Origin of the sequence: Bartonella bacilliformis KC583 (assembly GCF_000015445.1) — a bacterium.
Taxonomy (GTDB): domain Bacteria; phylum Pseudomonadota; class Alphaproteobacteria; order Rhizobiales; family Rhizobiaceae; genus Bartonella; species Bartonella bacilliformis.
The window spans coordinates 382,325-402,836 of the sequence record NC_008783.1 but is presented as its reverse complement, the minus strand read 5'-3'; the positions used below and the strand labels follow the sequence as shown (position 1 = coordinate 402,836).

At 38.7% G+C, this 20,512-nt stretch carries 20 protein-coding genes; 3 read left to right on the top strand and 17 right to left on the bottom strand.

What is annotated here, in order from left to right; translation table 11 throughout:
* The 8 genes from BARBAKC583_RS01940 to BARBAKC583_RS01900 all read right to left on the bottom strand — a co-directional run bounded on the left by BARBAKC583_RS01940 (position 1) and on the right by BARBAKC583_RS01900 (position 8,581).
* Positions 1-1,254 (bottom strand): class I SAM-dependent RNA methyltransferase, encoded by a 1,254-nt coding sequence (locus tag BARBAKC583_RS01940; protein WP_005766412.1) that lies wholly within the window; start codon positions 1,252-1,254, stop codon positions 1-3.
* Positions 1,244-1,996 carry a TlyA family RNA methyltransferase gene (locus tag BARBAKC583_RS01935; RefSeq protein ID WP_005766410.1) on the bottom strand — a complete coding sequence of 251 codons (753 nt, stop codon included), beginning with the start codon at positions 1,994-1,996 and terminating at the stop codon, positions 1,244-1,246. Before BARBAKC583_RS01935 ends, BARBAKC583_RS01940 begins: the two co-directional genes overlap by 11 nt.
* Before the next feature lie 7 nt (positions 1,997-2,003).
* Positions 2,004-3,920 carry a 1-deoxy-D-xylulose-5-phosphate synthase gene (gene dxs, locus BARBAKC583_RS01925; protein ID WP_005766409.1) on the bottom strand — a complete coding sequence of 639 codons (1,917 nt, stop codon included), beginning with the start codon at positions 3,918-3,920 and terminating at the stop codon, positions 2,004-2,006.
* A gap of 197 nt (positions 3,921-4,117) precedes the next feature.
* Complete coding sequence (locus BARBAKC583_RS01920; protein WP_005766408.1) at positions 4,118-4,372, bottom strand: exodeoxyribonuclease VII small subunit; 255 nt, start codon at positions 4,370-4,372, stop codon at positions 4,118-4,120.
* Positions 4,373-4,379: 7 nt separating this feature from the next.
* Positions 4,380-5,492: a 3,4-dihydroxy-2-butanone-4-phosphate synthase gene (ribB, locus tag BARBAKC583_RS01915; RefSeq protein ID WP_005766407.1), complete on the bottom strand. Its 1,113-nt coding sequence runs from the start codon at positions 5,490-5,492 to the stop codon at positions 4,380-4,382.
* Between the two features lie 10 nt (positions 5,493-5,502).
* Positions 5,503-6,597, bottom strand: a complete 1,095-nt coding sequence (aroC, locus tag BARBAKC583_RS01910; protein WP_005766405.1) for a chorismate synthase — start codon at positions 6,595-6,597, stop codon at positions 5,503-5,505.
* A 128-nt stretch (positions 6,598-6,725) separates the two neighbouring features.
* Positions 6,726-7,544 (bottom strand): enoyl-ACP reductase FabI, encoded by an 819-nt coding sequence (gene fabI / locus BARBAKC583_RS01905; RefSeq protein WP_005766404.1) that lies wholly within the window; start codon positions 7,542-7,544, stop codon positions 6,726-6,728.
* A gap of 137 nt (positions 7,545-7,681) precedes the next feature.
* Positions 7,682-8,581 (bottom strand): DnaJ C-terminal domain-containing protein, encoded by a 900-nt coding sequence (locus BARBAKC583_RS01900; RefSeq protein WP_005766402.1) that lies wholly within the window; start codon positions 8,579-8,581, stop codon positions 7,682-7,684.
* Between the two features lie 317 nt (positions 8,582-8,898).
* Here BARBAKC583_RS01900 and pdxH point away from each other — a divergent pair, with 317 nt between their 5' ends.
* Positions 8,899-9,522: a pyridoxamine 5'-phosphate oxidase gene (gene pdxH, locus BARBAKC583_RS01895; protein ID WP_005766401.1), complete on the top strand. Its 624-nt coding sequence runs from the start codon at positions 8,899-8,901 to the stop codon at positions 9,520-9,522.
* A gap of 80 nt (positions 9,523-9,602) precedes the next feature.
* Here the strand turns inward: pdxH and ubiA are convergent, their stop codons facing one another.
* A complete protein-coding gene (ubiA, locus tag BARBAKC583_RS01890) occupies positions 9,603-10,607 on the bottom strand; it encodes a 4-hydroxybenzoate octaprenyltransferase (RefSeq protein ID WP_005766398.1) in 1,005 nt (334 codons plus the stop codon).
* Positions 10,608-10,699: 92 nt separating this feature from the next.
* Between ubiA and purD the strand changes: the two genes are divergently transcribed.
* Positions 10,700-11,974 (top strand): phosphoribosylamine--glycine ligase, encoded by a 1,275-nt coding sequence (gene purD, locus BARBAKC583_RS01885; RefSeq protein ID WP_005766396.1) that lies wholly within the window; start codon positions 10,700-10,702, stop codon positions 11,972-11,974.
* A gap of 269 nt (positions 11,975-12,243) precedes the next feature.
* Here the strand turns inward: purD and BARBAKC583_RS01880 are convergent, their stop codons facing one another.
* From BARBAKC583_RS01880 to BARBAKC583_RS01845, 8 genes are all read right to left on the bottom strand, one after another.
* The gene (locus BARBAKC583_RS01880; protein ID WP_005766393.1) at positions 12,244-12,762 is read right to left on the bottom strand and encodes a DUF6101 family protein; all 519 of its coding nucleotides are present in this window, start codon (positions 12,760-12,762) and stop codon (positions 12,244-12,246) included.
* Positions 12,763-12,913: 151 nt separating this feature from the next.
* Positions 12,914-14,323 (bottom strand): FAD-binding oxidoreductase, encoded by a 1,410-nt coding sequence (locus BARBAKC583_RS01875; protein WP_005766389.1) that lies wholly within the window; start codon positions 14,321-14,323, stop codon positions 12,914-12,916.
* Positions 14,324-14,325: 2 nt separating this feature from the next.
* The gene (locus BARBAKC583_RS01870) at positions 14,326-15,288 is read right to left on the bottom strand and encodes an L-threonylcarbamoyladenylate synthase (protein WP_005766387.1); all 963 of its coding nucleotides are present in this window, start codon (positions 15,286-15,288) and stop codon (positions 14,326-14,328) included.
* Positions 15,285-15,953 (bottom strand): ribonuclease HII, encoded by a 669-nt coding sequence (locus BARBAKC583_RS01865; protein ID WP_005766386.1) that lies wholly within the window; start codon positions 15,951-15,953, stop codon positions 15,285-15,287. Before BARBAKC583_RS01865 ends, BARBAKC583_RS01870 begins: the two co-directional genes overlap by 4 nt.
* 288 nt (positions 15,954-16,241) lie before the next feature.
* On the bottom strand, positions 16,242-17,156 hold the full coding sequence (locus BARBAKC583_RS01860) for a 4-(cytidine 5'-diphospho)-2-C-methyl-D-erythritol kinase (protein WP_005766384.1): 915 nt from the start codon (positions 17,154-17,156) through the stop codon (positions 16,242-16,244).
* Positions 17,153-17,341, bottom strand: a complete 189-nt coding sequence (locus BARBAKC583_RS01855; RefSeq protein ID WP_005766382.1) for a hypothetical protein — start codon at positions 17,339-17,341, stop codon at positions 17,153-17,155. Before BARBAKC583_RS01855 ends, BARBAKC583_RS01860 begins: the two co-directional genes overlap by 4 nt.
* Before the next feature lie 78 nt (positions 17,342-17,419).
* Complete coding sequence (locus BARBAKC583_RS01850; RefSeq protein WP_005766380.1) at positions 17,420-18,271, bottom strand: S49 family peptidase; 852 nt, start codon at positions 18,269-18,271, stop codon at positions 17,420-17,422.
* A gap of 102 nt (positions 18,272-18,373) precedes the next feature.
* The gene (locus BARBAKC583_RS01845; protein WP_005766378.1) at positions 18,374-19,165 is read right to left on the bottom strand and encodes a tRNA1(Val) (adenine(37)-N6)-methyltransferase; all 792 of its coding nucleotides are present in this window, start codon (positions 19,163-19,165) and stop codon (positions 18,374-18,376) included.
* 228 nt (positions 19,166-19,393) lie between these two features.
* Here BARBAKC583_RS01845 and BARBAKC583_RS01840 point away from each other — a divergent pair, with 228 nt between their 5' ends.
* A complete protein-coding gene (locus BARBAKC583_RS01840) occupies positions 19,394-20,443 on the top strand; it encodes a polyprenyl synthetase family protein (protein ID WP_005766376.1) in 1,050 nt (349 codons plus the stop codon).
* The last annotated feature ends 69 nt before the right edge of the window (positions 20,444-20,512 follow it).

The window sequence follows — 20,512 nt, the reverse complement described above, 5'->3', positions numbered from 1 at the left end:
CTAAAGCTTCCAACCGGCCTTTGCTTTTCGTTTGTTTAAAATAGCAACAATTTCAACATGGGGTGACCATAAAAACTGATCAATCGGTATGATTTTCTCTATTATATAACCACCTGAAACAAGAATAGATAGATCACGAGCAAATGTAACAGGATTACATGAAACAGCGACCACACGCGGTATTGCTGTCTTTGCCAATTCACTAACTTGTTCTTCTGCACCAGCGCGTGGCGGATCAAAAACAACACTATCGAAGCGTTCCAATTCTTCTGTAGAAAGTGGACGACGCAATAAATCACGTTTTTCACAAATCACTGTTTTTAAACCTTTAGCAAAACGTGCTGCCCGGTCTAAATTAGTTAATGCTGCTCCATTATTCTCCACCGCATGAACATTCATTTTTTTTGCCATACGCAAAGCGAAAGTTCCTACTCCTGAAAATAAATCAGCAGCATTTTTTGCTTTTTCAAAATGAGTTAAAATAATATCACTGATGATATTTTCTGCTTTAACAGTTGCTTGCAGAAAACCACCAGAGGGAAATTCAACACATACATCACCAAAGTGTATCATTGGTTTTTCCCGTTCAACCAAGATCTCACCGTCAACTGACAAACGCATAATTCCATATGAAAGAGCTGCACGAACCATCTTCTGACGCGTCAATTCATCCTGTACGATACAACCACTCAAAGCAACATCTAAACCATTGTCAACAGATGTTATCGTAATATGAAATCGCTTCGCATGATGACCTAAAAGCGCGCATATTCCCCTGATATCATCAAGTTTAGATATAATTTCTGAACACGTGATTGGGCATTCCTCAATAGCCACAATATTATGAGAGAGATAGCGGTTAAAACCGATATTGCAGCCTTGTTTATCTACACAAGCTGTCAAAGTAATCCGCCGACGGGTATGAAGCCCACATTCAACTAAAGGAGAAACAACAACATCAAACCCACGCCCTTTAAGTGTGTCAACAACCAATTGTCGTTTCCAAGCATGATAAGCATCAAGATGCCAATGCTGCAGTACACATCCGCCACATTCCTCAAAATGCTGACAAAGTGCATGAAGACGCTCTAATGATTTTTCTTTTAACTTAAGAGGTGTAGCGTATTTTCCATGGTGAACAACTTTAACAACCTCTCCTGGTAAAGTAAAAGGTACATAAACCGAACCATGCGATGTTTTAGTAACACCATAACCGCTCGCTCCAATATGGTCGATGATAACATCATTGCTCAATTCTTTTTTCTCCGAATAACAAATATTCTAAATTACCATCACTGCCCGTAATGGGAGAGGGAATCAAGCCTTTTGCTTTCCATCCCTTTTGAGTATTCAACCAATCAAAAAGTTCTTCAGCAGTTTTTTTTGCTATTGATGGATTTTTTAACACCCCACCTTTACCAATACCTTCTCTACCAACTTCAAATTGAGGTTTTACAAGCAAAACAGCTTGAGCTTTTTTCTTAATGAGAGCAAAAACAGATGGTAAGACAAGCTTCAGAGAAATGAAACTTACATCTGACACAATGAGATCAATTTCACGACCACCTAAATGTTCCTGTCTTAAATCTCTAACATTCAAGCCTTCTAATAGGGTTACCGCACTGTTGTTAGATAAACAAGCATCAAATTGATTATGACCAACGTCAACAGCGATAACATGAGAGGCTCCACGCTCTAAAAGAACCTGAGTAAAACCACCTGTCGACGCACCAATATCAAGAGCAATGACTTGAGTTGTTACAACTGGAAACGCATCGAGTGCACCAATCAGTTTTAATGCTGCGCGCGAAACATAGTTTTGTGCAGGATCACACACGATAATTTCTGCATCATCAGAAATCATTTTTCCGGCTTTAGAAACTATTTGTCCATCAACCTTAACTGTTTGCCGCACAACTGCATCACGTGCCCGTGAACGCGTTGTAAAAAAGTTTTTTTCAACTAAAAGGACATCAAGTCTTTTCATCACTGCCATATTAATCTTAAATTTGCAGCGTTTTCCGCGTCTCATATCCTAAAGAAGTAAAAACAGCATTGATGATACCCTTTGCATCAAGTCCGACACGCGAAAGAATTTTCTCTGGCGAACCATGATTTAAATACTCGTCAGGAAGTCTTAATGTGCGGACTTTTAAACCGTGTTCTAATAATGCTTCTTGTGCTAAAAATTGTAATACATGCGCACCAAACCCCCCTATTGCTCCTTCTTCAATTGTTATGAACACTTCATGCTCACGTGCCAAACGACGCATTAAATCCTTATCTAAAGGTTTTGCAAACCTTGCATCAGCAACAGTTGTAGAGATCCCCTCTGCTGCCAATTCATCAGCTGCAACCAATACTTCAGACAACTGCGTTCCAAAACAAACCAGAGCGACTCTGCTCCCTTCACGCAAAACGCGCCCTTTACCAATTTCAAGCACCTCACCTCTTTGCGGCAAATCCATCCCTATACCTTCACCACGTGGATAGCGAAAAGAAATAGGCCCTTGATCATAGACTGCTGCCGTGCGCACCATATGCATAAGCTCAACTTCATCAGAAGGAGCCATCACGACAAATTCAGGTAGTGTTGCTAGAAAAACAATATCAAAACTCCCAGCATGCGTTGCACCATCTGCACCAACAAAACCTGCTCGGTCAATTGCAAAACGCACTGGTAATTTCTGAATCGACACATCATGAATAATCTGATCATAAGCACGCTGTAAAAAAGTAGAATAAATCGCAACAAAGGGTTTATACCCTTCACACGCAATACCTGCAGCGAAAGTCACAGCATGCTGCTCAGCAATCCCAACGTCAAACATTCTATCAGAAAATTTTTCAGCAAAAGAATCAAGACCCGTTCCTGTTGGCATTGCTGCCGTTATAGCAACAATTTTATGATCATGAGTAGCTTCTTCTATTAAAGCTTTAGAAAACACTTTTGTATAAGAAAGACGAGTGCTTTGTGCTTTAACCTGTTTTCCTGTGACAACATCAAAACGATTAACGCCATGATATTTATCAGCTGATTCCTCTGCAGGGGCATACCCCTTCCCCTTATGTGTTACCACATGGACCAAAACAGGGCCATTAGGATATGCACGAACATTTTTCAAAACAGGAAGCAAATGCTCAAAGTTATGACCATCTATCGGTCCAACATAATAAAAGCCAAGCTCATCAAATAAAGTGCCCCCAACTAAAAAACCACGTGCAAATTCTTCTGAACGACTTGCTTGCTCTGAAAAGAATTTTGGAAATTTCTTGCTAAATAGCTTTATCCGTTCGCGCAAATGACGATAAGATGGACGAGAAACTAGCCGTGCAAGATGAGCACTCATCGCACCAGTGGGAGGAGCAATAGACATATCATTATCATTAAGGATAACAATTAAGCGTGCATCCAAAGCCCCTGCATTGTTCATTGCTTCATAAGCCATCCCCGCAGACATAGCACCATCACCAATGACAGCAATAACGTTACGTCTCTCTTCTGCTTTCAACGCGCTAGCCATTGCCATACCAAGACCAGCTGAAATAGAAGTAGAAGAATGACCTGCACCAAATGGATCATATATGCTCTCTGAGCGCTTAGTAAAACCTGATAATCCTCCCTCTTGGCGTAGTGTGCGAATTTTATCTCTGCGGCCAGTCAAAATTTTGTGAGGATAAGCTTGATGACCAACATCCCAGATAATTCTATCATCAGGTGTATTAAAAATATAATGCAACGCAATAGTGAGCTCGACAACACCTAGTCCCGCACCAAGATGACCACCTGTTACAGAAACCACATCAATCATTTCGGCCCGTAGCTCATCAGCTAATCGCGCTAAATCAGACGCAGGCAATGCCCGCAAATCTAATGGTGAAAGAACACAATCAAGCAATGGCGTTAATGGCCGAGACAAAAAAAAACCTTCTATTATCACTATAGTTTAGATGATAAACACACATCTTTCATGTGTTTCATAGAAATGTAACGTATTCTCTACTAAAATACTTTATCTATTTGAAATTATCTACAAATTTTCCTACTTCTCTTGTTCAAAATAAATAAAATTGTAGTATCTTTTATTTTTCAATAAGAGCACCAAATTCCTTCATATCACTCAGGATCGAGCGGTTTTACACCTTCCGGAGTTCCATTATTTGACAATTGAATTTTTTCAATTTTAGCTTCAGCTACTTTTAATAATTTATCACAATGATTTTTAAGAGCTTCACCACGCTCATAAATATCAATTGATTGTTCTAAAGGAACATCCCCACGTTCTAAATTTTCGACAATCACTTCAAGCTGCTTAAGCGCTTCCTCAAAACTCAACCCAGAAATATCATCCTTTTTTATCTCTTGTTTCATATAACCCTCACAAGATATCTGTTCTGGATATATGAATTCCAAAACTTTCTAAATCAGCATAATAACTCTCTTTAAACTTATAAACAATAACAGAACTGATTCTTAAATGTTTTAAAATTTGTGCTCCTAGACCAATTTGGTGCCATTCTTCTTCACGTTTAATGGCTTCATCGTGATTTTCTAAACTTTTCATTACTACGTCTTGATCAAAAATAACCGATTGAGAACCAATACCAACAGATCCCTCACGCAAATAAACAAAAACGCCACGTTTCTCTTTTTCCATCATGTGCTGCATAATAACCTTTATATCGGGCGATAAACCAAAAACATCATTCAAAATATTTTCGTGATGAAGGTGCACAGGAATATCTTTACCATCACGAATATCACCAAAAACAACCGCAATATGTTGAATTATTTTCCAAGGAACTTGATAACTGTGAACGACAGCAGAACCTACAGACGTTTCAATTTGCATAGTCCCAACATGTTTAATAAGGATTTCTTCACGCTGACGATAAGCAATAAGATCAGCAACCGTTATGGTATGCAACCGATTATCTTGTGCAAATTTTGTAATCTCATCTCCATGTTTAACGCTGCCATCATCATTAACCAACTCACCTATAACGCCAACAGGTGGCAAACCGGTTATTTTACATAAATCAACAGCTGCTTCAGTATGGCCTGAACGCATAAGAACCCCACCTTCATGCGCGATTAAAGGGAAAACATGCCCTGGACGTACAAAATCATTGGCATTAGCATTTGGATTAGCAAGATTACGAACAGCCAATGTGCGGTCGTGCGCTGAAATACCTGTCGTTATTCCATGTTTAAAATCAACAGTAACAGTAAATTTTGTATGCTGCGGTGAATTATTCACTAACACCATAGGAGCAAGATCAAACCTTTGTGCTTCCTCTTTCGGCATAGGTGCACAAACAATACCCGATGTATGGCGAATGATAAATGCCATCTTTTCTTCTGTACAATGAACAGCAGCAACTATCAAATCACCTTCATTTTCACGGCCATCATCATCCGTAACGACAACAATTTCACCACGTCCAAAAGCCTGAATAGCAGAAACAACTTTTTTCTGGTTATAAGTCATCATTTACCCCTTAAATACAACCAACTTGACCGCGATGCCTCAAATAATGATCAGCAATAGCACAAGCAACCATCGCTTCACCAACAGGGACAGCACGAATCCCAACACATGGATCATGGCGCCCCTTTGTCATAACATTCACATCATTACCCTCAATATCAATGGAACGACTAGGAGTTAAAATTGACGAAGTAGGTTTAACAGCAAAACGTGCAACAATCGGCTGTCCATTTGATATCCCACCTAAAATTCCTCCAGCATGATTGGACAAAAAAACTGGTTTTCCATCACTTCCCATCCGCATTTCATCAGCATTTTCTTCGCCTGTTAGGTGAGCTGCAGCAAAACCATCACCAATTTCAATACCCTTAACAGCATTAATGGACATTAAGAATGATGCAATATCTTGATCAAGTTTTGCATAAACTGGTGCACCCAAACCAGCTGGAACATTTTCCGCAACAATTTCAACAATAGCCCCCACTGATGAACCGGTTTTACATAACTGACTTATATAATTAGCAAAAACGCACGCTGCTTGTGCATCAGGTGAAAAAAAAGGATTCTTATCGACTTCTGACCAATCCCATCGGTCACGATCAATATTATGAGGACCAATCGCCGTCACAGCTCCCCGTACAATTAAACCAGGAACAATTTTGCGCGCAAGAGCACCTGCTGCAACACGTACCACTGTCTCACGTGCCGAAGCACGTCCCCCACCACGATGATCACGAATACCATACTTAACATCATAAGTATAATCTGCATGCCCTGGACGATACTTATGCATGATTGCGTTATAATCTTCAGAGTGATGATCCACATTTCTAATGAACATCGAAATCGGCGTACCCGTTGTTACTAATGCTTTTCCATCATTCTGAGAAACAACTCCTGAGAGAATTTCTACTTGATCTAATTCTCGTCGCTGTGTTGTATACTCTGAATGCCCTGGCCTACGTTTATTAAGATATGCTTGAATTTCTGTAAGAGTAAAAGCAATACCTGGAGGACAGCCATCAATGACACAACCAAGAGCAGCCCCATGACTTTCTCCCCATGTTGTAACACGAAACAAATGACCAAATGTATTATGCGACATGGAAAAAGATCCGTTTCTTCTTCAAATGCACGGTAAGTTGCGCGCAATACACTCTCATCGCAAAGTGCCTAATTGTTTCAACTTTAATCAAATTGGCGTTAACAGATAAAATCTTATGAACCAAGGCCCTATTCTTTGATAACAGAAATATCTGGTGCATCAACAGCCTTCATACCGATGACATTATACCCCGAATCGACATGATGAATCTCACCTGTAACAGAACGAGATAAATCTGAAAGAAAGTAAAGAGCAGAATCACCTACCTCTTCGATTGTTACAGTACGGCGTAAAGGAGCATTATATTCATTCCATTTTAGAATATAACGGAAATCACCAATACCTGAAGCCGCTAATGTTTTTATGGGCCCCGCAGATACAGCGTTAACACGAATATTTTTCGGACCTAAGTCAACAGCTAAATATTTTACGCTCGCTTCAAGAGCAGCTTTCGCAATACCCATGACATTATAATGAGGAACAACCTTTTCTGCACCGTAATAGGTTAGCGTTAAAATGGAACCACCATCAAACATCAGTTTCTCTGCGCGCTGCGTAAGAGCCGTCAACGAATAAACGGAAATATTCATCGTCATCATAAAATTAGATTCACTAATATCAACGTAACGGCCGTTTAGCTCATCTTTGTCAGAAAAACCGATAGCATGAACTAAAAAGTCAAGCTTACCCCATTTTTTCTCTATTTCACTAAAAACTGCATCAATCGATGCGCTGTCGGAAACATCGCAATGACCGCAAACAAAGCCCCCCAGTTCTGCAGCCAAAGGCTCAACACGCCTTTTCATTGCCTCCCCCTGATAGGTAAAAGCAAGCTCTGCTCCTGCTGCACTCGCTGCCCTAGCTATCCCCCAAGCGATAGAGCGATTATTGGCTAGCCCCAGAATTAAGCCACGCTTTCCACACAATAAACCATTACTATTCACCATTAGCACTGCCTCATTGCTACTTGAAATCAATATCATTTATCTGCCTATGGCACAGGTTCACTTTTTCTTCAAGCAATTGCTTCAAAATCAGATTGAAACTGTACCTTTACAAAATCAAAATAATGACTCCAAAAAAATTAATCTTTCTGCATTTGAAAAAACTGTTCCAATGCAGCATCTCCACCTTCTGGTAACATTATACGAACATGCACATAAAGATCATCTCTTTCCCCATTTTTTAAACGAAGCCCCCTGCCCTTAAGCCGTAAAACACGATCAGAACTTGACCATGGAGGAATTGTCAAAACAACGCGCCCTTCCAAAGTCTCAACTTCTTCTTTTGCCCCTAAAACAGCATGCTTAAGAGGAATCGGTAAATCTAGATGCAGTGCCCGTCCTTCAACCCGTAAACGAGGATGTTTCTGAACACGAATGCTCACCAAAGCATCTCCCGCTTGCCCATACGCAACCTCTTCTCCTTGACCTTTTAAACGAATAGTTTGTCCATCTTCAACATAGGCTGGTAATTTAATTTTCAACTTTTTCCCATTAGGAAAAACCGCTTCTACTTTATCTGAACTAACCATCTGTTCCAATGTTATTGAAAGACTGGTACGAACGTGGGCTCCTTGTTGAGGCTGACTATATGCAGAATCTGAAAAGCTTGTTGCTTTTCCAAATAAATCGCGAAAAACATCGCTTGCATCAAAACCTGCATTTCCTGAAAAGCTAAAATCAAACCCCCTCGCTCCTCCTGCAAAAGGATTTTGCTTATTTCTAAAATTTCCTCCAGCACTATAAGCTTGATGAAGCGGTTTGCCTTCTGCATCAATTTCACCACGATCAAATTGTGCTTTTTTAACTGTATCACCTATAATTTCATAAGCTTGATTAATTTCAGAAAATTTTTCTTTAGCTTTTACATCATCCATATTATGATCTGGATGATACCTTTTTGCTAATTTTCTAAATGCAGATTTAATCTCTTGCGGCTTTGCAGTACGCTCTACACCCAAAACCGTATAGGGATTACGCATATTGCCCTCTTTTCACTTTTAAAATATCAGCTCAATAATTTACTAAACAGCTTCCATAACTTCATCAAACTATTCAATAGAATAATTTTCTCTTTATATATGTCTAATATATGTCTATAAAAAAGCAAAAATACCAGATGAAATAGATATTTTATACTCAGTAACAGTTATTGTATCCTATATTAAAGATAAACATGACTAAAAAAATCTTATAAAAGAGCATGACGTCTTTGATTTTTTGAAATAAAAAATAATAATCTTATTTTACAGAAAAATTAAAATCTTCTTCACTCATGTTAGCTAAATTTGAATCTATGATGAGCAATAAAGTACAAACAGACGATGATTTTACGCAAACGCAGAATCCTTTTACACTTTTTGCAAGTTGGCTTGAAGAAGCAACAATAAGTGAAATTAATGATCCCAATGCTATGGCACTTGCAACAGTCGACGAAACAGGCTTACCTAATGTGCGTATAGTGCTCCTTAAAAATTTTAATTCTACAGGCTTTGTCTTCTATACCAATTATGAAAGTTGTAAAGGACAAGAAATTTTGAAATCAATGAAAGCATCTTTAGTTTTTCATTGGAAATCACTGCGTCGTCAAATCAGAATTAGAGGCCTTGTTGAACAAGTCAGCCCTGAAGAAGCTGACGCATACTTCCAATCGCGACCATATGGCAGCCAAATCGGAGCGTGGGCATCTAAACAATCTCAGCTATTGGAAGACCGTTTTGTTCTCGAAAAAGAAGTTTCTCGATATACTGCAGACTATGCAATAGGTAATGTCCCACGCCCACCCTATTGGTCTGGCTTCCGTATTAAACCTCTTTTCATCGAATTTTGGCGCGATCGCCCATCTCGCTTGCATGATCGCTTGCTCTTCACACGGGATTTTCTTGAACAAAATAATTGGAAAAAGCAAAGACTCTATCCATAATCTTGTAATTCTTTTCAATCTTTACCTTTATCTGCTCTAGTACTGAGCAATATAACACCTTATTTCTTTCTGTAATTTTTCTAAATAGCGGGGTAAAGTATCATCCAAGCACCGCCGCATATCAAACCAGCAAAGATGAAAAAGCCAACAAACGAATTAGATTTAAAAAGCTTTAAGCATTGCTCACTATTATCTATATCAATGGCTTTAATTTGAATAAACATATGGACACCCGCGCAAAATAACCCCAAAAAGCTTATAATGGGGACCTTTGCTAAATAAAATGCCAAGCTAACCAGTATTAAAAAACCACTATACAAAAGTATCAGCGCACGTTTAGTGCTTTTTTCAAAGAGGCGCGCTGTAGAACGTACACCAACAATCGCATCATCTTTTCTATCTTGATGAGCATAAATTGTATCATATCCAATCGTCCATAAGATGGATCCTGCGTAAAGTGCGATTGGTGCCCAACTCAACCGCCCGTAAACAACAGCCCATCCCATTAATGCACCCCAATTAAATGCAATACCTAAAAAAAATTGTGGCCAATCTGTTATACGTTTCATAAAAGGATAAAATGCAACCGCTACTAATGATGAAATCCCTAAATAAAAACTAAACATATTAAACTGCAATAAAACGCCTAAACCCACGAAACACTGCACCAATATAAAAACTTTTGCCTGAAACCGACTTATTTGACCAGCTGGCAGAGGCCGAGAGCGCGTTCGTTCTATCTGAGAATCAATTTCATGGTCGACAAGATCATTCCAAGTACAGCCTGCTCCTCTCATAGCTATGGAACCTAAAAAGAAAAGAAAAAGGTACCAAATCCAATGAATCATTACCGATAAAAGAGGCTGTTGAGATATTTCATAGGAAAGAAGAGCCATAGTTGTTGACCAAAAACAAGGCCACATTAACAATTTCCATCCAATAGGCCTATCCCAACGAGCTAATTGGGCATAAAGCCACAGAGAAGAAGGAAGGAAAGAGTAGACCCATTGTTTAGAGGATGCATCCATAACTCTTCCCTGATTTTCACAAGATTGAATTTGTGTAATATTTTTATTTTTTTTCATCAAATGGTCGTACCTTTGATCTTGTGATAAAAGCATTTTATTCTTATGACAAGAAAACTCAATTTAATTACCTTCTATGATAGGAGCACACAATGAACGTTCTTCTTATTGGATCAGGCGGACGAGAACATGCTTTAGCATGGAAAATAGCAGCATCACCTCTGCTTACAAAGTTATATTGCGCTCCTGGAAATCCTGCAACAATAGAATTTGGTGAAAATATTGTATTAGACATTGATGATCACCTCCTTGTTATTGATTTCTGTAAAACACATTCTATTGATCTTGTCATTATTGGACCTGAAGCACCATTAATTTCTGGCATAACCGATGCTCTTAATGCAGCTGATATCTATGTATTTGGACCCAATCAAAAAGCTGCTCAATTGGAAGGATCAAAAAGTTTCACAAAAGATCTATGCCAAAGAAATAACATCCCGACAAGTATCTATCAATGCTTTGATGATGCTTCAAAAGCTAAATCCTACATTCGTCAACAAGGTGTTCCTATTGTTATTAAAGTTGATGGCTTAGCTGCTGGAAAAGGTGTTGTTATCGCTACGACAATTGAAGAAGCTTTCAATGCTGTTGATTCTTGCTTTGAAGGTGCATTCGGTGATGCAGGGAAAAAAATTGTTATCGAAGCCTTTCTTGAAGGTGAAGAAGCCAGCTTTTTCTGTCTTTGTGATGGAAAAACCGCCATTCCCTTTGGATCAGCACAAGATCATAAACGTGTTGGCGATGGCGATATAGGAGAAAATACCGGTGGCATGGGGGCCTATTCACCAGCTCCCGTCATGACCGAGGAAATGGTTAACCGTACCCTTAAGGAAATTATTGAACCAGCTCTACGCGGTATGGCTGAAATGGAAGCTCTTTTCAAAGGCATTCTCTTTGCGGGGCTGATGATAACCTCAGAAGGTCCTAAATTGATTGAGTTTAATGTACGATTCGGTGACCCTGAATGCCAAGTTTTAATGATGCGTCTTGAAGAGGACATTCTGCCACTGCTTCTTGCAGCTGCTCAAGGAAATCTTGAAAACAGGCCTATTCTGTGGTCTGAAAAAACTGCTTTAACCGTTGTTATGGCTGCGAATGGTTACCCAAATGCTCCCCAAAAAGGAAGTGTCATCCGCAATGTTGACAAAGTCAATACTCTCTCTGATGTGCAAGTTTTTCACTCTGGTACAGCTTTACATAATGGAGAGTTAATTGCCAACGGTGGACGCGTTTTAAATATAACTGCAGTAGGAAAAACGGTTTCAAAAGCGCAAAAACGCGCTTATGAAGCTGTCGACTGTATTGATTGGCCACAAGGTTTTGTCCGTCGTGATATTGGATGGCGTGCCATTGCACGAGAAAGCTGAACTTTCTATTTTCAAAGCTAGTCGTTTTCCATGATAACGATATACTCAATCTTTTAGGGCTGTCTTCTATTCACGATTGCTCTAAAAGCAATTTATGACCAAAATAATAAGCGTTCAAACGACACAAACAATTGCAGCATACGAAGAACACAGACGAGTGCTACCCGAACAAACACAGTATCTCCACACCTAAAAATGCTCAACACCTTGAGAGCAAATATATCTTCCTACATATTATGAATTATGAAAAATTTCATGCCCATAACAGCTTACTGCAGCACACTTCGATTAGCAATGATCAAACGTAAACCTAACAAACCATGACTATTGAGTAAAAAACCTTTTCGGCTATAATGAGGTGATGTTACACGAAAAGAAGAATAATCTTTAACAAAAACAATGCCATCATCTTCATTAATCATAAGCATAGGGAGACCGTAAAGATCTGCCCATAATCGCCAATGTAGAAGAACATGGTTCAAATCTCTTGATATTAAAAGTGGAATACAAACTTCTTCATCTGAGTGAAATAACTCTAATGTAACGGCTCTCTTTCCTGAAAGCGTTTCTATTATGCGCGCTGCAATTCCCTTAAAATAAGTAGCCGGCATAAAACGTGATAAGCTTGAAGTCGCATCAATTTTCATAAAAACACTTTTCTCATTTAGTGAACAAATTATTTGATTGCCATTTTTAGGTGAAAGATATGTTATCGTTTGTGGCAAATGACAAGGATTTAAACGAAATTCAAGCCCCTTTTTTTTCTGATCAAAACATTGATTAGCCATATGAATCTATCCCCATTTATTTCAATAATGCACACACTTTATAACAGCCTTTCCTGATCAGATTATTAAAAGGTTAGATAAAAAACTTAGCTTCTTATTTGGTTACGAAAACCTAAATCAAGAACACATGAAAAATATTTTCATTGTTGAATTATAATATTTTTCCAGGATTCATAATCCCTAAAGGATCAAATATTTTCTTAATCTCCTGCATAATCTCTAGAGAAACAGGTGATTTAAAAGTACGCAATTCTTTTCGCTTAAGCTGACCAACTCCATGCTCAGCAGAAAATGTACCCTGATAGCGCATAACCAAACAATGAATATGATCATTCATTTGTGACCATAATTGTAAAAAATCTTTAGGTTCAGCTCCTATAGGCTGCGTAACATTATAATGAAGATTACCATCGCCCATATGGCCAAAACAAACTACTTGTGCACCCGGAGCAACATTCTCAACAATCAGTGCAGCTTCAGCAATAAAATCAGGAATGGAAGAAATGGGCACCGCAATGTCATGTTTAATAGATCCTCCTGCTAACTTTTGTGCAGGTGACATATTTTCACGCAATTGCCAAAAAAAATCCTGTTGTTTTAACGATCGTGTAATCACTGCATCTTGTATAATAGAATCTTTTAAAGCGACCTCTAAAAAATCACTCAATACTGATAAGGCATCGTTATCGCTACGGGCTGATGAAATATCAATTAATACATACCATTCATACTCACGATCAAGAGGAGAGCGAGTACACATTTTATAATTTAAAGCCATTTGCAAACTGAGTTTGTTCATAAGCTCAAAACCAGTTAATGATGATCCTCCATAGCTTTGAGCAAGAGATAAAAACTCCAAAGCCTTAGCCGGACTGTGTAACCCTACAAAAGCAACTGCTTTTCCTTTCGGCTTTGGAAACATCTTTAAAACTGCTGCAGTGATAACCCCCAAAGTCCCTTCTGCACCGATAAAAAGATCTTTCAAATCATAACCGCTATTGTCTTTCTTAACAAAGCGCAAATCATCCAAAATACGTCCATCAGGCAAAACAACTTCTAAACCAAGACAAAGATCTCGCATACTACCATAAGCTAAAACAGCTGTTCCTCCGGCATTAGACGAAAGATTTCCTCCTATTTGACACGATCCTTCCGAACCCAAAGAAAGGGGAAATAAACGCTCCACTTCATTCGCTTTTCTTTGTAAAGTCTGTAAAATAACACCAGCCTCCACTACAGCGTAATTTCCTTCAAGATTAAGAGAGCGAATCTTATTCAAACGCTCCATAGACAAAATAACGCTGCATCCACTATCATCTGGCTGTTGAGCACCTACAAGACCTGTATTCCCTCCCTGAGGTACGATTGGTGTGCGTGTTTGACTGGCCAAATGCATAATAGATGAAACCTCTTTTGTAGAAGATGGCCGTAAAAGCAATGGTGTTTTTCCATGAAAAAGACCACGATATTCTCTCAAATGCGGTGCAATCAATGCTTGATCTGTGATAGCGTGCATAGGACCGACAATGTTTCTAAAACGCTCAATCAAATTCTGCTCCATTCTTATTCCCCCTTTGGAGCTGCAGCACGTATTAAACGGTCATTAATAGCCTCACCTAATCCGTAAAATGGAATAGGCTCCACTGCAATACACCTCGCCTTAAATAAATCTAGCTGTTTCATATATTGAAAAAAATTAAACGCAGCCTCTTCCAATTGACCACTTTCGCTAAGGTTTAAAACATAAATAGCATTTTCAACACCAGCAATACGCTGAGTCCCAAAGGCTAAAAGAGCTTCACCATTTTCTACTGTCTGTGCATTCAAACGCACTAAACTATTGGGTGCGTAATGCGATTTTAACATGCCTGGTGCTTCAATGGCAGCACACTGATCCATCCGTTTCAAAGATTTTTCTACGACTTTTTCAATATCCTCAGCAATTATCCCCCCTGGACGCAAGAGATAAATATTTCCATCACAAACCTTAACAATCGTTGACTCAAGCCCTATTTTTGCTGGCCCATTATCAATAATCAAAGAAACTTTTTCCCCTAAAGAATCGAACACAGATGCAGCTGAGGTGGGACTAAGATACCCTGATTGATTTGCACTAGGCGCCGCTAAAGGTCGACCAAAACATTGAACAATTTCTGCAAAACCACCATCAGGGAAACGAACAGCAAGTGTATTTAAGCCAGCTGTTGTTAAAGGATGAATATTATGATGAGGTTTTAGGGGTAAAACTAATGTCAAGGGCCCTGGCCAAAATGCTTCCATCAATCGCCGTGAAAGACAATCAATTTCTACGTAACATTCCGCCATCTTTATGCTACTTACGTGAGCAATAAGGGGATTAAATTGCGGCCGTCCCTTTATAGCAAAAATAGAAGCTACGGCTTTCCCATTCGTTGCATCACCAGCTAATCCATAAACAGTTTCTGTAGGCAAAACAACTAATTGACCTTTTTTTAGAATCTCAACAGCTTCTTTTATTGAATGACTATTGAGAGGCAGAATCGTCATGAAATGTCTTCCTTATAGCGTTTGATAAGTGCAAAACTATAACGATGCAGTCCTATAACAGGCCCATATTCAGCAATAGCTGCACGATGAGCTACTGTTGCATAACCAACATGCTTTTCTAAACCATAGCCTTGATAAACTTGCCCAGCATGTTCCATCATCCGATCACGCGTCACTTTAGCAACGATGGAAGCCGCTGCAATAGAAACTGAACGCTGATCACCTTTAACTAAAGCCTTCGCTGGACATGGCAAATGAGGAGGAATATCACGCCCATCAATTAATGCATAATGAGCAGGAACTGCAAGCCCCATAACACAACGTCGCATTGCCTCTAAAGTTGCTTTTCTAATATCAGACTGGTCAATCGCACGGGCACAAATACTAGCGATCGAAATTGCCAACGCACTCTGTAAAATCTCACAGTAAAGTCGATTACGCTTCTGAACAGACAGTTTCTTTGAATCATTCAACCCATCAAGACTATGATCTTTACTCAAAATAACTGCTGCCGTTACCACCGGCCCTGCTAAAGGCCCGCGTCCAACTTCATCAACACCTGCTATATGAAAAAAGCCCTGATTCTGCAAATCCAATTCATACGAAAAATTGGGTTGAGGGGGTAAATCAGACATATTTAGTACGTTACGAATATTACGAGACATACATCTATTTTTGCATTACTCTCCATTTTCTGCAAGCACCACAGAATAAATTGCAACTCTCAATATCTTTAATAATTCTTGAACAAACGATTATGATATAAAAAAATAATCATGAATTTCTTCTAGACGATTAGAAGATTGATCAACAATCCTAATCGCTTTTTTAAAAATTACTAAAGCAATCCGTTTCTTTTTTACTCCATATTTGACATGTATAAAATTAAAATATCAGACAGCAGAGGTAAAATTTATCAATCATAACTATAAACAAAAAGCCCTTACGACATCTCACTGTGAAGATCTTCCTAAAGTAATGATAGATTTAACAAACCAATTGGGATGCATCGATTTAATAAAAGCAGCTGCCTTCTGTGCTGCTTGCTGATCTTTAAAAATGCCAAAACAGGTTGCCCCCGACCCAGACATACGGGAAAAAAGAGACCCACTTTCATCAAGTGTAGACAAAACTTCAGCCAATTGAGGAGCAATTTTCAATGCAGGAATAAAAAGGTCATTACGTGTTTCTTGTAAAACTTCAACTAATGAAGAGACCGTCTTTAAAGCCACCGGGTTAATTTTTAAAGGGGGATGATTGCGCTTTTCCAAAGCATTAAAAATAGTCTCTGTTGCAATTTTTTGACCATGATTAACGAGTACCATTGCAATAGAACAAGCCTCTTCTAGCCGTGTTACGTCATTGCCAATTCCTTTAACAAAAAGCGGCTGCTGATATTCCAACGCAAAAAGACACATTGGCACATCAGCACCAAGCGCTAAACTCATTTCCGCTAATTCTTCACAAGAACAATCTAACTTCCATTTCTGACGCAATATGTTTAAAATGCTAGCAGCATCACCAGATCCACCACCAATACCCGAAGCGACAGGCAACGTTTTCATGAGCTGAAAAGAAGAAGGTTTAGCACTTCTAGGAAATGTCTTGTGCATAAAATCACGTGCACGCACAGCCAGATTAATGGAATTACAAGAAAGCCCTTTAGCAAAAGGGCCTGTCAAAATAAAGCGATCTCTCTCACAAGGTGCATAGCTCAAACAATCACCGCTGAGACTAAAATAGACCAAACTTTCTAATAAATGATAACCATCAGTACGTTGCCCTACAATATGCAAAGCCAAATTCAACTTGATGGGTGTCAATACATGAAAATGCCCTTCAAGTGAATCTTGCACTGTTGATATCATTGGACATAATATTCACCTGTATAGGGATCGTGCACTAATGTTCCTTTTGTTTTTTTGATATCTGTATATGAATGAACTTTCGTAGAATCAGCACGCTGCAATATTCGCCGTGATTTATGCTTAAATAAATAGCGCACGTAAAAAACAGCAATACAAATCAAACTAAACAAAATAAGCCGTATCACTTAAATTTCTTTCCAAATTGCAAAAATTCTTAATAAAATTATAAACCAATCAATAATATATCCTGGATGACATTCCAATCATAAACCATAACGCTGCCAAAGCGCCCGCTCTTCAGCTACCGTTAGTAAACTATCAACCGCCATATTGACTACATCAGCAGAAATCCCTGAAGGGGTTTTAGGTCCCAAAAGACTTTTGGAAGGAGAAATTAACCGAAGTTTCGTTTTATCACCAAATCTCTCTTTAACAACAGAGCGTACATCACCCAATCCATCAATTAAACCAAGTCCAATGCCTCTTTTCCCAGTCCAAAACATTCCTGTAAAAATATCTGGATCATCTGATAACTTTGATTCACGCCGCTCTTTGACCAAATCAATAAAAGTCTGGTGAACTTCAAGTTGCAAAGATTTTAGGTGATCAATACCCGTCTTCTTCTCTGGCTGAAATGGATCTAATATAACTTTGTTTTTTCCTGCTGTATAAATACGGCGCTCTACTCCAATTTTCTTCAAAAGCTCAGGAAAGCCAAAAGAAGCTGAAACAACCCCAATTGAACCAACAATAGAAGTAGCGTCAGCAAAAATTTCATCCCCGGCACAAGCAATCATATAGCCACCCGATGCAGCTACATCTTCAACAAATACAAGAACCTGCTTCTTCTTTTCATCTGCCAAATCGCGAATACGTTGAAATATAAGACGCGATTGTACAGGAGAACCACCAGGAGAATTAATAACGAGAGCAACAGCCGGCGCTCTCTTATCAGAAAAAGCCTTATCTAAAAGATCTGCACACCTACTAAGTGAAAGCGTACGCGCCATTAATGAAGTTGAATCCATAATAGCTCCATGAAGACGTACGACAGGAATATTAAATGCACTAGAACGAAGATAGCGCGGAATAAAGCATTTGGTACAACCAATCAAAATAAAATATCCTTATAACAAATTGATAATAAAGAAAAAATTAATTTAAAAAAACATAAAAAACAGTCTGAGTTTAATAAATAAATCAAAAATTACAAGATATCATTTAAAAATTTCCCATAAACTTATATGCCCATTATTAATAGCATCAACCTGCGGTGAAAAAGCGTGGCTATTTCCTTCATGCATAATCAATGCAGGTAATACAGATAAAGCTGTTTTACTTCCCCGTTTCGCATAAAACAATATACGAATTGCAGCTGTTTCAGCACGAGAATGAACGGGAATGATACGTATATCACCAAAACGCCTCTTTAAAGCATGTAATATATCAGTAAGTGATTGTGGACGTGCAATTAACCCTAAATATCCACCTGGTTTCACAATTGCAGCAGCACTGCGTAACCAATTTTCAAACATCGCCTCAGGCATTACGTGCGCCTCAGATTTTTGTCTATCGGGTGTTTTACGATCTGCAGAATTATTAAAAGGCGGATTCATGATCGCAAAATCAAAACTGTTATTGATCAGCCCCGCCTCTATGCGTTCTTTACCTCTTAAAGTAACATCTGCTCCTAATAGGAAAATTCGGCTAGATAATTCTTTATTTTCTTTCAGTAAAAGCGTTTTCTGCGCATAAGATAACATAAAAGCTGACCGTTCGACTAATGTAACATGGGTTTCAAAACACCGCGAAGCTACTGCCAATCCCGCAGCACCAGCTCCAGCACCTAAATCAACAATTTTTCCTTTAAAGAGACTTGGAACCAAACCGGCTAACAACATAGCATCTACGCCAGAACGGTGACCATGTTCACGAGGTTGAACTAAGTAAAACTTCCCGCGGTGAAATTTATCAATTGTTTCATCACTATGATTCGTTGCTCTATCCATCTACAGACCTAAAATTGCTTCCCATTATCTGTACTGCATTATCTATCTATACTGCTTACAAAACCGTTCTTCTTACTGCCTTGCTTAACAGATTTATAATAATTTATCCCTAAACGCAGAAAAATATTCTTTGTAAATACTATAAAAACTTCTACTTCAAGGCAGTATCAAAGACTTGAGTCAAAGCCAATCCCCCTTTATGTTACAAATAAAGAATAGAATTTATATATGTTTATTTGCAATAGTTTAGGAGCGAATACTTTGGATGCCATTACAAAACAGGATTATAAAAAAAACAATCAAGTTTCTCTCCAACCCCTCATTAATCTCACAAAAGATGATATGGAACGTGCAAACCAGCTCATCATTTCTATGATTAAATCAAATATCGAAATGATTCCTGAAATTTGCAATCACCTTATTTCATCAGGTGGAAAGCGGTTGCGCCCAATGATCACATTAGCTGCTGCTCATATGTTTGGATATCAGGGTGATGAGCATATAAAACTAGCAACAGCAGTTGAATTTATGCACACAGCAACCTTATTACACGATGATGTGGTTGATGAAAGTAATCTACGACGCGGAAAATCCACCGCACGGATGATTTGGGGAAATCAAGCAAGCGTACTTGTTGGTGATTTTCTATTAGGGCAAGCCTTTAAAATTATGGTAGACGCTCGTTCAATGGAAGCACTCGCTATCTTATCAAATGCTGCAGCCGTTATCGCTGAAGGAGAAGTGATGCAACTCGCCGCTGCAAACAATATAGAAAATGATATTTCAAATTATCTCAAAATTATTAATGCAAAAACAGCTGCACTTTTTTCAGCTGCCGCGGAAGTCGGACCAATCATTGCTGGTTATGGATGCGAAGAACGTTCTGCATTACGCAAATATGGTACATCATTGGGATTAGCCTTCCAATTGATTGACGATGCACTGGATTATAGTGGAGACGCCCAACATTTAGGAAAAAATATAGGAGATGATTTTCGAGAAAAAAAAATTACCATGCCTGTTATTTTCTCATACATGAGGGGGAATGCCGTAGAAAAAGAATTTTGGAAACAAACCTTTAAAGAGAGCAATCATAGTGATGAAGCTTTCATACATGCACAGTATTTAATGGAAAAATATGGCTGCATAACCGACACAATAAAGCATGCACGCATTTATGGACAACATGCAATCGATGCCCTCTCTTCAATAAAGGACAGTCCTGCCAAAAGTGCACTGATTGAAGTCATCGATTTTTGTATCGCGCGTGTAAACTGACTCTATAAGAATCGTAATATTGCTTAACAAAATAATGAGATGAGGTATGATTTAAAATTATACCTTCAA

Excerpts from the sequence above, each read along its gene's own strand:
- BARBAKC583_RS01935 (WP_005766410.1), bottom strand. The coding sequence starts at position 1,996 with ATGGCAGTGATGAAAAGACTTGATGTCCTTTTAGTTGAAAAAAACTTT.
- BARBAKC583_RS01920 (WP_005766408.1), bottom strand. The coding sequence starts at position 4,372 with ATGAAACAAGAGATAAAAAAGGATGATATTTCTGGGTTGAGTTTTGAG.
- ribB (WP_005766407.1), bottom strand. The coding sequence starts at position 5,492 with ATGACTTATAACCAGAAAAAAGTTGTTTCTGCTATTCAGGCTTTTGGA.
- aroC (WP_005766405.1), bottom strand. The coding sequence starts at position 6,597 with ATGTCGCATAATACATTTGGTCATTTGTTTCGTGTTACAACATGGGGA.
- fabI (WP_005766404.1), bottom strand. The coding sequence starts at position 7,544 with ATGGTGAATAGTAATGGTTTATTGTGTGGAAAGCGTGGCTTAATTCTG.
- BARBAKC583_RS01900 (WP_005766402.1), bottom strand. The coding sequence starts at position 8,581 with ATGCGTAATCCCTATACGGTTTTGGGTGTAGAGCGTACTGCAAAGCCG.
- pdxH (WP_005766401.1), top strand. The coding sequence starts at position 8,899 with ATGAGCAATAAAGTACAAACAGACGATGATTTTACGCAAACGCAGAAT.
- ubiA (WP_005766398.1), bottom strand. The coding sequence starts at position 10,607 with ATGAAAAAAAATAAAAATATTACACAAATTCAATCTTGTGAAAATCAG.
- purD (WP_005766396.1), top strand. The coding sequence starts at position 10,700 with ATGAACGTTCTTCTTATTGGATCAGGCGGACGAGAACATGCTTTAGCA.
- BARBAKC583_RS01880 (WP_005766393.1), bottom strand. The coding sequence starts at position 12,762 with ATGGCTAATCAATGTTTTGATCAGAAAAAAAAGGGGCTTGAATTTCGT.
- BARBAKC583_RS01875 (WP_005766389.1), bottom strand. The coding sequence starts at position 14,323 with ATGGAGCAGAATTTGATTGAGCGTTTTAGAAACATTGTCGGTCCTATG.
- BARBAKC583_RS01870 (WP_005766387.1), bottom strand. The coding sequence starts at position 15,288 with ATGACGATTCTGCCTCTCAATAGTCATTCAATAAAAGAAGCTGTTGAG.
- BARBAKC583_RS01865 (WP_005766386.1), bottom strand. The coding sequence starts at position 15,953 with ATGTCTCGTAATATTCGTAACGTACTAAATATGTCTGATTTACCCCCT.
- BARBAKC583_RS01860 (WP_005766384.1), bottom strand. The coding sequence starts at position 17,156 with ATGATATCAACAGTGCAAGATTCACTTGAAGGGCATTTTCATGTATTG.
- BARBAKC583_RS01845 (WP_005766378.1), bottom strand. The coding sequence starts at position 19,165 with ATGGATAGAGCAACGAATCATAGTGATGAAACAATTGATAAATTTCAC.
- BARBAKC583_RS01840 (WP_005766376.1), top strand. The coding sequence starts at position 19,394 with ATGTTTATTTGCAATAGTTTAGGAGCGAATACTTTGGATGCCATTACA.